Annotated in this window: 10 protein-coding genes and 4 tRNA genes; 13 read left to right on the forward strand and 1 reads right to left on the reverse strand. The window is 32.4% G+C overall.

Translation table 4 applies throughout. The features are described from left to right. Nucleotides 1-64 precede the first annotated feature (64 nt). From C4B25_RS03410 to C4B25_RS03445, 8 genes are all read left to right on the forward strand, one after another. Entirely contained in the window at nucleotides 65-379 is a 315-nt protein-coding gene (locus C4B25_RS03410; protein WP_131613651.1) for an Asp23/Gls24 family envelope stress response protein, read from the forward strand. Further along, a complete protein-coding gene (locus C4B25_RS03415; RefSeq protein ID WP_131613652.1) occupies nucleotides 379-2,001 on the forward strand; it encodes a DAK2 domain-containing protein in 1,623 nt (540 codons plus the stop codon). The genes C4B25_RS03410 and C4B25_RS03415 overlap by 1 nt, the downstream gene beginning before the upstream one ends. A 14-nt stretch (nucleotides 2,002-2,015) precedes the next feature. Then, complete coding sequence (gene plsX / locus C4B25_RS03420; protein ID WP_131613653.1) at nucleotides 2,016-3,002, forward strand: phosphate acyltransferase PlsX; 987 nt, start codon at nucleotides 2,016-2,018, stop codon at nucleotides 3,000-3,002. A 14-nt stretch (nucleotides 3,003-3,016) separates the two neighbouring features. Next, nucleotides 3,017-3,673: a ribonuclease III gene (rnc, locus tag C4B25_RS03425; RefSeq protein ID WP_131613654.1), complete on the forward strand. Its 657-nt coding sequence runs from the start codon at nucleotides 3,017-3,019 to the stop codon at nucleotides 3,671-3,673. Then, nucleotides 3,673-6,600, forward strand: a complete 2,928-nt coding sequence (locus tag C4B25_RS03430; RefSeq protein WP_131613655.1) for an AAA family ATPase — start codon at nucleotides 3,673-3,675, stop codon at nucleotides 6,598-6,600. Before rnc ends, C4B25_RS03430 begins: the two co-directional genes overlap by 1 nt. A gap of 36 nt (nucleotides 6,601-6,636) precedes the next feature. Continuing rightward, nucleotides 6,637-7,077: a pantetheine-phosphate adenylyltransferase gene (gene coaD / locus C4B25_RS03435; protein ID WP_131613656.1), complete on the forward strand. Its 441-nt coding sequence runs from the start codon at nucleotides 6,637-6,639 to the stop codon at nucleotides 7,075-7,077. Between the two features lie 64 nt (nucleotides 7,078-7,141). Beyond that, nucleotides 7,142-7,786 (forward strand): winged helix-turn-helix domain-containing protein, encoded by a 645-nt coding sequence (locus C4B25_RS03440; protein WP_131613657.1) that lies wholly within the window; start codon nucleotides 7,142-7,144, stop codon nucleotides 7,784-7,786. A 33-nt stretch (nucleotides 7,787-7,819) separates the two neighbouring features. Further along, entirely contained in the window at nucleotides 7,820-8,047 is a 228-nt protein-coding gene (locus C4B25_RS03445) for a Smr/MutS family protein (protein ID WP_131613658.1), read from the forward strand. 24 nt (nucleotides 8,048-8,071) lie between these two features. On the opposite strand, the gene C4B25_RS03450 is transcribed toward C4B25_RS03445, so the two are convergent. Continuing rightward, entirely contained in the window at nucleotides 8,072-8,848 is a 777-nt protein-coding gene (locus tag C4B25_RS03450) for a potassium channel family protein (protein WP_131613659.1), read from the reverse strand. Nucleotides 8,849-8,932: 84 nt separating this feature from the next. Between C4B25_RS03450 and C4B25_RS03455 the strand changes: the two genes are divergently transcribed. From C4B25_RS03455 to C4B25_RS03480, 5 genes are all read left to right on the forward strand, one after another. Then, nucleotides 8,933-10,549, forward strand: coding sequence for a TrkH family potassium uptake protein (locus C4B25_RS03455; protein WP_272482647.1), 1,617 nt, complete (start codon nucleotides 8,933-8,935; stop codon nucleotides 10,547-10,549). 495 nt (nucleotides 10,550-11,044) lie between these two features. After that, nucleotides 11,045-11,120: transfer RNA gene (locus tag C4B25_RS03465), tRNA-Val, on the forward strand. A gap of 3 nt (nucleotides 11,121-11,123) precedes the next feature. Continuing rightward, nucleotides 11,124-11,199 (forward strand) — tRNA-Thr (locus tag C4B25_RS03470). A gap of 3 nt (nucleotides 11,200-11,202) precedes the next feature. Further along, nucleotides 11,203-11,278 (forward strand) — tRNA-Lys (locus C4B25_RS03475). A gap of 28 nt (nucleotides 11,279-11,306) precedes the next feature. Further along, nucleotides 11,307-11,391, forward strand: a tRNA-Leu gene (locus C4B25_RS03480). The last annotated feature ends 328 nt before the right edge of the window (nucleotides 11,392-11,719 follow it).

The raw sequence follows: 11,719 nt of genomic DNA on the forward strand, positions 1-11,719 counted from the left end.
TATATACTAGTATATATATGCTAATAATGGTATAATAGTTTAGATTAAACAAGGAGGTTCGGAAATGACAGAAGAACAAATCAACGAATTACGTGAAGGAATTGTTAATTCAATTAGTACAGTACCAGGTCTTGTGGGACTTGTTAATAAAGAGTCACAAGCACAAACTTTAAGAGTTTTAACAGAAACAAATTATGGAAAAGGGATAGATATAATCCCTACTTCTAAAGGTGTGGAGATTAAAATATTTATTATTGCTTCATTAAACGTTAGAACAGAAATAGTTGCTAGAGAATTATCTTCTGCAGTCGAATCTTATTTTAAGGCAAACAATCATAAAATATCAAAAATAAACATTTACATTAAGGGAGTTAAATAATGAAAACATTAAACGGTACAACATTAAAGGAAGTTTTAACATCAGGTGTTAACGCTATCCGTAATGACGCGAATAGAATAGATGCACTTAACGTTTTCCCAGTTCCGGATGGGGACACAGGGTCAAACATGTCAGCTACAGCTAAATATGCTGCTGAAGAAATTGCAACATTAGAAACAAAATCAATCTCAGAAATTTCAGCAAAATTTGCTAGGGGAATGCTTTTAGGAGCTAGAGGTAACTCAGGAGTTATTCTTTCTCAAATCTTAAAAGGATTTTCAGTAGGATTCAAAGGATTAGAAGAAGCAAATGGTTTTGACATCGTTAGAGCATTTGGTGAAGCTAAGGAATATGCATATAAATCAGTTATGAAACCTGTTGAAGGTACAATCCTTACTGTTATTAGAGAAACTGCAACTTCTTTAGAAGCTAAAGTAACACCTTCTATGACAGTTGTTGAAATATTCTCATTAGCTGCAAGAGAAGCGAGAAAATCTGTAAATAATACACCTAACTTATTACCAGTTCTTAAAGAAGTTGGTGTTGTTGATTCAGGTGGTGAAGGATTATTCCAATTCTTAAATGCTATGGCTCAACACCTAGAAGGTAAACCAACTGTATTTTCAGAACCAACTGGAGAAGCTATCCTTCTTTCAGAAGAAACATTTGATGGTGAATTCGGCTATTGTACAGAAGCAATGATTAGTTTAAAATCTAAAAACACTTTCAGAAAAGAAAAATTCGAACAAGGTTTAAATAAATTAGGTAATTCAGCTGTGGTTGTTGTTGATGAAGAAATTCTTAAAGTTCACATTCATGCTCTTAAACCAGGAACAGTTCTTAACTTTATTCAAAAATTCGGTGAATTCTTTAAAATTAAAGTAGAAAACATGACTGAGCAAGCTACTGAAAACAAAGCTGCTTCAAAAACACAAACATCTAACGCTAATGGCAATAATAAATCAGTGAACATTGGTGTTGTATCATGTAACGTTGGTCAAGGAATCATTAATGATATGAAAGAATATGGAGCTGACTTCATTATTGAAGGTGGACAAACAATGAATCCATCAGCATCTGACATTATCAAAGCGATTAATGCTGTTGATACAGATAAAGTTATTATCCTTCCTAATAACTCAAACATCATCCTTGCTGCACAACAAGCTGCACAAACAATAACAGATAAAAAAGTTGTTATTGTGCCTACAAAAACTCAAATGCAAGGTATTTCAGCGATTATAAACTTTGATCGTGAAGGTTCATTAGAGTCTAACAAAGAAGAAATGACAGAAGCTATTTCAGCTACAAAAACTGTTCAAGTTACTAAAGCTTCAAGAACTACAAGAATTGAAGGAGTAAAAGTAATCGAAGGAGAATATTTATCAATTGCTGATAAAACTATCCTTGGTACAAACCCTTCTTCTGTAAAAGCTGCCATTAAAGCACTAAAATCTGTAATAGATGAAGATGCGGAAATTGTAACAATTTACTTTGGGGATGACTCAACAAAGAGTGATGCTTCAGAAATTGCTAGTTATTTAGAAAATAACTTTGATGTTGAAATTGAAATTAAAACCGGTGATCAACCAGTATACAACTTCTTAATTGCAGTTGAATAAGAGAGGGAGTAAATATGACAACAATAGCCTTTGACGTAATGGGAAATGACAACGGGGTAAAACCCGCTGTTGTTGCTTCATTGCGTTTTATTAAGAAAAACCCAGATTATAAAGTAATTCTTGTGGGTGATAAAAAACAAATCGATGAAGTTCTTAAGGAAACACATGAAAGAATTGAAATATTAGATATTCCTATTGTCGCCGATCCAAAGAGGGGTGCGATGATTGTTAGAGATAAAACTACTTCTATGTATAAAGCAATTGAATTAGTTAAAAAAGGTGAAGCGCAAGTAGTGCTATCCGCAGGGTCTTCAGCTGGATATATTGCTTATGCAACACTTTCTCTTAAGAGACTTGAAGGAGTTTCAAGACCTGCATTTATGCCTGTTTTCCCAACAAATCAACCAGGTAAAAGATTTATCATGATGGATGTTGGGGCGACATTAGAAGTTGATGGAAATCTATTATATCAATGAGCAAAAATTGGTAAGGTTTTCTCAGAACATGTGATGGGCGTTAAAAATCCTAAAGTTTCAATTGTTAATGTTGGTGCTGAAAAAGGAAAGGGATTGCCATTCCACAATGACGCATATAACTTAATGGAAGAAGATAAAAATATTAACTTCCAAGGTTTTGTAGAGGCTAGAGAATTACTTTCTTATGCAACTGATGTTGCTGTTGTAGATGGTTATGCGGGTAACATGATCCTTAAATCAATGGAAGGTACCGGATTAACTATTGGTAGAACTCTTAAAAAAGAAATTAAAAAGAATCCTATTAGAATTTTGGGTGCATTGTTTGCTAGAGGAGCATTAAAGAACTTAAAAAGTACTTTAGATTTCCGTACAGTTGGGGCAGCGTGAGTTATTGGTGTTGATGGAATAGTTATAAAATCACACGGATCATCTGATGAAAAAGCATTTGCTGGAGCTTTTGGGCAAATTCAAGAAGCAATCAATAACGATGCAATGAATAAAATTAGAGAAGCAATCAAAAAATAATAAGGAGAGAAAATATGAAAGAAATCTTAGAACAATTTGGTATTGAACCTAATGATATCGATCTTTATTATCAAGCGTTTACACATCAAACGTTTGCTAATGAACATCGGTACAATTTAACGTACCAAAGATTAGAATTTGTTGGTGATGCATTGATAGATGCAGCTGTAGGTGTGTATTTATTTACGAAGCACAAAAAAATGGATGAAGGGGATATGACATTATTAAGAGCAAAGGTTGTTAATAAAGAGTCATTCGCTAAATTATCTAGAAGATTAAATCTTGGACAATTATTAAGAGTTGGAAATGGAGCTAATGATTTAAAAGATAATGACTCAATTCTCGCAGATTTATTTGAATCATTCACAGCAGCTATTTATTTAGATCAAGGAAGAGAAGTATTTCAAGCATTCTTGGATGCAACTGTATTTGAAGAAATAAGGAAGAATGTTTCATCTGAATTAAAAGATCCAAAAACATTACTTCAAGAATTCTTACAAACAGAATCTAGGGAAGCAATTCAATATCAAACACATAAAGACGGAGCACATTTTTATGCGAAAGTAAAACATGATGGACACTACTTTGGTTCGGGTAAGGGTATATCTAAAAAAGAGGCGGAACAAAATGCGGCCAAATCAGCATTGAAAATTTTAAAAGGAGCAGAATAATGAGATTAATAAAAGTAATTGCGCATGGTTTTAAATCATTCGCCGATAAAACAGAATTAAATTTTGATGGTGGTGTTGTTGGTATTGTTGGACCAAATGGTTCAGGTAAATCAAATATTAATGATGCTATTAAATGGGTTCTTGGTGAACAATCATCAAAATCATTACGTGGAGATTCAATGGAAGATGTTATTTTTGCTGGTTCAAAAACAGTTCCTGCAATGAATTTTGCAGAAGTAACACTAACATTTGATAACAGTGAAGGAAGAGTTTCATTACCTCACAAAAAAATATCAATTACACGTAAATTAACACGTGGTAAAGGTGGGAATCAATACTTCATCAATGGAGATATTGCCAGACTTAGAGACATTAAAGAAATCGCAATGGAAACAGGGATGTCAAAATCTTCACTTGCTATTATTTCACAAGGAACAATCTCAGATATCGCACAAGCAACTCCTGAAGAAAGACGTGGAATTTTTGAAGAAGCTGCCGGTATTTCTAAATATAAATCAAGAAAAAAAGAAGCTATTAAAAAATTAGATAACACTACTGAAGCACTTGAAAAAGTTCAAACTGTTGTTTATGAACTTGAACGTCAATTGAAACCACTTAAAAAACAAGCTGAAAAAGCTAAACTTTACCTAGAAAAAACAGAAGAACTTAAAGATGTTGAAGTTGGGTTGATTGTTGAAGATGTTGCATATTTTAGAGAACAACTAGAAGAACTAAATGAAAAACTTTCTGATGTTATCGATACAAAAGATGATTTAGAAACAAGGATTTCAAACTCTGAAAAAGATATCGAACAAAAAACTTCTTATAAATTAAATCTTGAGAACGAAGTTCTTAAATTAAACACAAGATTCCAAGAAGTTTCAGAATCAATTAGAGATCTTGAATTGAAAGATTCAATTACATCACAAAGACGTCAAATGATTATTGATGGTCAAGTTCAAACTTCAGAAGCTGCTAAAACAGAAGCTATGAAAGAACAATTAGAAGAACTTTCAACAAAATTATCACAATACAAAGCATGAATTTCACGTGCTGAAGAAGATGTTAGATCTAAAAAGGCTGATGCTGCTGAAAAAGAAATGAGAATAACAAAACTTCAAAGTAAAAAAGAACTTGATGCAACAAAATTATTTAAAATTAAAACAAAAATTGATATTCTTGAAGATCACAAAAACAACAAAACTAATTTATTCCAAGGAACAAAAACAATTGTTCAAAATAAAAGTACATTCCCAGGTGTAAAAGGTATTGTTGCTGATTCTTTAGAAGTTCCTGAAGAATACACAACTGCTGTTGAAACAATATTACAAAATGCATTGCAACATATTGTTGTTGACAACTCAAAAACAGCTGTTGAATGTGTTAACTTCCTTAAAAGAAATAGAGGGGGACGGGCTACATTTATTCCTTTAGCTTCAATCCAACCTAAAGCAATAAGAGAAGATCATAAATTAGCTCTTGATACTCAACCAGGATTTATTGGAATTGCAGCAGAATTGGTAAATTCAAAACCACAATATAATATCCTTAAGAAATTCTTATTAGGAAATATAATTGTTGTTGATTCAATTGAAAACGCAACGCAAATTTCTAAATTACTACAACAACGTTACATGGTTGTTACAAAAGGTGGGGACATTATCCGTGTTGGTGGTGTTATTGCCGGTGGACAAGCAGGTAAAACAAGAGACCTTTTAGGTGTTGATAAACAAATTGAAAAATTAAAATCAGCTCAACCACTTATTCAAAAAGAAGTTGAACAAATAACAAGTGAAATTTCAACATTGTCAAATATTATTTCAGAAGATAGAGCTATTATCGGAGAATTATATGTTGAAGTTGCTAAAACAAAAGAAAAAGAATCAAATGTTAAAGAACAATACTTATATTTAAAAGATAAATATGAAGTTGCTGCTAACAAGAAATTCGACATTTCTAAAACACAAGAGATTTCTCTTGGTTCTGTGGAAAACTTCGAAGCAGAGAAATCGCAACTTTCTGCAACGTTAAAAGCCAAACGTGAAAAGATTATGGCTATTAATAATGAACTTACACAAAATACATTAATGAAAACAGAACTTGAAAAATCATTACGTCAAATAATCAAAGATTCATCTGAAAACATGACTAAGAAAAATCAAGCGGAATTTTACGTTAACACAGCAATGAAACGTCTTGCTGAAGAATACGCAATGACAATTGAAGCCGCTGCGGAAGAATTCACACTTAAATTAGAAAGAGAAGAAGCAAGAGATTTTGTTTCTCGTATGAGAAAAGAGATTGCTGAAATTGGACATGTTAACCTTGATTCAATTAAATCATATGAAGAAGTTAATGAAAGATATACAAAACTAAAAACTTCTGAAGAAGAATTATTCTCTGCACAACAAACAATCCTTTCAGCCATTAATGAAATGGATAAAATCATAATCACTAAATTAGATACAACTGTTAAAGCAACAAGAGAAGAATTCCAAAAGGTATTCGAAACAATGTTTGGTGGAGGAACTGCTGAAATTAAGTATACAGATCCAGAAAACTTATTAGAAACAGGTATTGATGTTATTGCACAACCTCCTGGAAAATCTGTTAGAAATCTTAAACTATTCTCAGGTGGAGAAAAAGCTATTATTGCAATCTCACTTCTATTTGCGATTCTAAAATCTAAACCTCTTCCATTATGTATACTTGATGAGGTTGAAGCTGCATTGGATGAAGCTAATGTATTGAGATATGCTCAATTCCTACAGTCACTAAAAGGTTCTACACAATTCATTGTTGTTACACACCGTGTTGGTACAATGGAAAATGTTGATCACTTATTTGGGGCAACTATGCAAAACAGAGGGGTTACTTCATTCTTCTCAGTTAAATTAGATACAGCAAAAGAATTAATTGAAAGCTAATGCTTTCTTTTTTTATTAATTTTATATAATGGATATATGAAAAAAGCAATTTACCCGGGTTCTTTTGATCCATTCCACGAAGGTCACTTATCGATATACAATAAAGCGATAAAACTATTTGATGAAGTGATAATTTATGTGACTAATAATGATGAAAAAACACACCAAGAAATTTTGGAGAAAAGAAAAGAAAATATTTTGAGTGAAATTCCAAATTGTAAAATAATTGCTGACACTAAGCTAACTTCTTTAATCGCACAAGAAAATGACTCATTTTATATTGTCAGAGGTTTAAGGACTTTTGATGAAGTTGAGTATGAATTATTCTTAGCTTCGATTAATAAAAGATTAAATCAAGAAGTTGAAACTATTATTATTTTTTCTGATGATGAAATGAAAAACATTTCATCTTCAAAGATTAGAGAAATAAAAAATAAATATAAAGATGATTTTCAAGCATTAACACACAAAAAATAAGACTACATACTCTCATGGGTCATTTTTTTGTTCTAAATAAGGACTATTTTTATATAATTTATTTATGGCATTAAGAAACACATTACAAATATACTTTATTACGAATAAACAGAGAGAAGAATATGAATCGCTATCTGATATTTGAAGAGCCTACTTCAATATCAAAACTTACTACATTTCAGAAAAAAACGCCGCATCATTAATTGGGAAAAAAGTTGATTTTCTATTTATAGATAACGACGTTAAAAAATCTACAATTACACGAGAATATTTAAACGAAATTAGAAAGTTCAACCCATATTTTAAAAATGTATGATTCCACGATATTTTCTTTAAAGATAGAACATATGAATTTTTAAAATCTGGAGCAGACGATATCATTTACTTTGAAGCTGAATTCGAATACATGAAATGAAAAACCATTGCACTATTGAGACGTAGATGAGAGACACACTCAAACGACAATGTTGTATTTCACAGAGGACTTATTGTTAACAACCTTAACAATGAATGTTTCCTTAACGACAAGCACATAGAACTATCAAAAAAGGAGTTTCAAGTTCTAAAAGTAATCGTGGAAGCAGAACCAGATGAGTTTGTTCAAAGACAACACATCTATAAAACAGTATGAAAACATGATGATAATGATCCAACAAGAGTTGTTCAACAAATCATCCAAAACCTTAAACGTAAAATTAAAACACGTTAGTGTTTTTTTGTTTATTTTCTTTATAATCTATGTATGTTATATTATGATTTACACGGACTAAATGAAGAAGAAGCTATTCAAGAAATTGAAATGGCTATACTTTCTTTTGAAATGAATATCTATGAAGATGAAATGGAAATAGTTACAGGTCATGGAACTGGAAGAATCAAAGCAGTTGTTGAAGATATATTATATGAATACAACCTTCCTTGACATCATAGAAATAATAATACTGGAGCTTATATAGTAACTAAAAGATAAAAAAATCCCTTCTGGGATTTTTTATTATTTAGTTTGTTTTGCTTTTTGTTTAATCATTTTGTTTGTAACAACTCTTCTTTTAAGAGGTTTATCAGTAACTTTATTCATTTTAACTTCTGAAGTTGCTTCATATCCATTAGCTTCTTCAAAGATTTTAGTGATGTTTTGGATTTTACCGATAACTGTAATCTTATCATTTTCCCTCATAACCAAATTACCTTGAGGAAGGATAACTTTTGAATTTCTGTTTAATGAAACTACAGAAACCCCCATGTTAACAAATCTCATATCTTTAAGTTCTTGATCGAATCATGAAGCGTTTTTAACGATAGTTGTCCCGATTGCATAACCATCACCAACTTCTTGAAGACCTTCAGAATATTTAATGAATGATGAGTTAGTTGCGATGATAGCTGTACGAATTCCCGCTTCAGCTTCAGGTCTAACAATAATATCAACACCGATTTGTCTAAGAACACGTTCATGTCTAATTGACTTAGCTTTCGCGATAATATGTTTAACCCCAATTTCAAGAAGGGCAGCTATAATCTCAATATTATCTGAGATACCAACGATAACTGTATCAAACTTCTCAAGACCTAATCCTCTTAATCCTTCGATATCAGCACCATCAGCAACGGCAACTGAGTTGGCCATTCTTGATACTTCCATAATATTCTTTTCATCAGCATCGATAGCTAGAACATATCTGTTCATACTTACCAATTGCTCAACAACCGCAGTCCCGAAACGTCCAGTACCAATAACGGCTATATCTTTTTTATTTGCTTTTTTACTCATTGTATTCTCCTTTAAACTATGGTAGTTTTAAAACTTTTATTAAATATATTATATGGGATTTTGATTTTTTACTATAATTTATATATGCTTTTCAAAAACAAGAACAAAATAAAGAAACAAAAACGTAAAAATTTGTCTCATCATAACTATGCCAGCCCATGGTATGAAAGAGTTATTTTTAAGTTTAAGAACCTTTCTTTCATAAAACATATTTTAATATTCTATTTATTTATTACATTTATAGGTTCAGGAATATTAATGCTTCCGTTTTCACATAATGGATCAATAAATTATGTGGATGCACTATTTACATCAGCTTCAGCTTTCTCTGATACTGGATTAGTAACCCTTCAAACCTCATCAACATGAACAATGTTTGGACAAGCGGTTATAGCGATCTTGATCCTCGTGGGTGGTATTGGTTGATTCGCCTTAAAGATATTCTTATTTAATATTTTATTTGGTAGATCAATTTCACTAACATCTAGAGCAGCACTATCTGCAGAACGTGGAAATGTTCGTATAGGTGAAACTAGACAACTTATTAAAGTATCTGTTATTGCAATCTTTACAATGATGACAATAGCTGGTTTAATTCTTTCTCTATATTTCTTCTATGCTAATTCATTCTTTGTAGGAGTTGTAGGACCAAATGGTTCTGATATGGGTATGAACCCACACGGTGATTGAGCACTTTCAATTAGATATGGTGTGTTCCACTCAATCTCAGCAATTAACAATGCTGGTTTCGATATTATGGGTGGGCATTCAATCGCTCCTTATTTCTCAGATTACTTTGTACAAGTTATATTTATATTATTATTTGTATTCGGTGGTATTGGATATCCTGTTATTTATGATGTGTGACAATATTTTGTTGCAAAAAGAAAAGGCGAGAGATTTAGGTTCTCGTTATTCACAAAGATTTCTTGTGTGACTTATTTAACGATTTCTATAGTTGGTATAGCAATTACGTTCTTAATTGAGGTGACGGCTAAATCAACACCAAATAATCCATCGTTCTGAAGTTCGACAGAATTGTTATTTGATGGTCAAAGATCCGGAATGGGTCAAAAGATGACTACAAGTAATAAAGTAATGGCTATTATATTTAATACACTATCTACACGTAATGCAGGATTTGGTACAGTTAACTTCCACCATTTCACATCTGCTACACTTATTGTTCATTCATGTATGATGTTCATTGGTTCAGCACCATCATCTACAGCTGGAGGTATAAGAACAACTACATTTGCCATTGTTGTTATGGCGTTCTGGGCAAAAATTAGAGGGAAATCTTCAGTTAGAGCCTTTAATAGACGTATTGCGCCTGATACGGTGTGAAATGCTTATGTTGTCACCACAATGTCCATAATAATGGTTATAGGGGTAACATTGGTAGCTACAACATCATTCAACACGCACGGAGGGGATATCCCATTCGGGGCTAACTATAAAAACCAATTAGATGCTCAATATGACTTCACTGACTTATTCTTTGAAGTTTCATCCGCCTTTGGTACTACCGGTCTTTCTACTGGTCTAACCTCTAAATTAAATGTTGCTTCTAAGATTACATTAATCCTTGTTATGTTTATCGGACAACTTGGAGTTTCATCAACAATCTTTGCCTTTGGTAATAAAAAACAAAGATCAAGACACTATAAATATATTGAAGAAGATATTACAATTGGATAAAAACACCCGCTTGCAGGTGTTTTTTTCTTCGCTGAAAGTATTGATAAAGAAAAAGATTCTCTATATATAAAGGTTGTTTTACTCCAAAATGCCTATATATAGATAAAAATATATATAAATAATTAAAATTAAGAAAAATAGTTTTCGTAAAAAATATAACTGTTTTTCCTATAAAAACAATATATAAAGGGCTTTCAGCAAATATTAATTAAAAAAGTTTTGGTTTTTTTATTGTAAATATGTTCGATATATGCTTAAAAAACACCTAAAAATTAACTTTTTCGGTTTTTCTCAAAAAAAAATAAAAAAAGTTGGTGAAAGTTGTTTTTTTTCACTTATAATAATTAAGCACATTCATCAATGTTGCCGATTTAGCTCAGTGGTAGAGCAGCTGGCTGTTAACCAGTTGGTCACAAGTTCAAATCTGAAGTGGTTAACACACATGGTTTTCATCCATGCATTCACGGGTTCGAGTCCCGTACGGGTCACCATTTTGGAACATTAGCTCAGTTGGGAGAGCATCGCCCTTACAAGGCGAGGGTCGTGGGTTCGAGCCCCTCATGTTCCACCATTCGCTGGTTTAGCTCAGTTGGTAGAGCAACGGTCTTGTAAACCGTAGGTCGTAGGTTCGACTCCTATAACCAGCACCATACGCGCCCTTAGCTCAGTCGGTAGAGCAAATGGCTTTTAACCATTGGGTCAGAAGTTCGAATCTTCTAGGGCGTACCAAATGTCCACGGACACCATTCGATACCCTGCGCGGGTGGCGGAATTGGCAGACGCGCTAGTTTTAGGCACTAGTACTTTACAGTGTGAGGGTTCAAGTCCCTCTCCGCGCACCATATCATCCCAATAACAAGAATTAAAACACAACAAATAAAAAGGCTTAATAAATAGATTAAAATTCACATAAATACTTTATTTATGATAAAATACTTAAGAATTAAACCCACATTGGGAAATTCATCAATCACTATAGATGATTCGCTAGGGTGTGCTCGAGAAGGGTGCTTAGCGTTAGAAACTATAGGCAGAACAACAAACACTAAGGAGACACAAATGTCAGAAAACCAAAAAGTAGAAGCAAAAAAAGAAATTGTTTCTAAACAAAAACTTCTAGAAGCTGGAACATACTTCGGTCACAGAACAGCTCAATGAAACCCAAAAATG

The sequence above is a fragment of the Mycoplasma todarodis genome, assembly GCF_004335995.1.
In the GTDB taxonomy this organism is placed as follows: domain Bacteria; phylum Bacillota_I; class Bacilli_A; order Mycoplasmatales; family Metamycoplasmataceae; genus Mycoplasma_K; species Mycoplasma_K todarodis.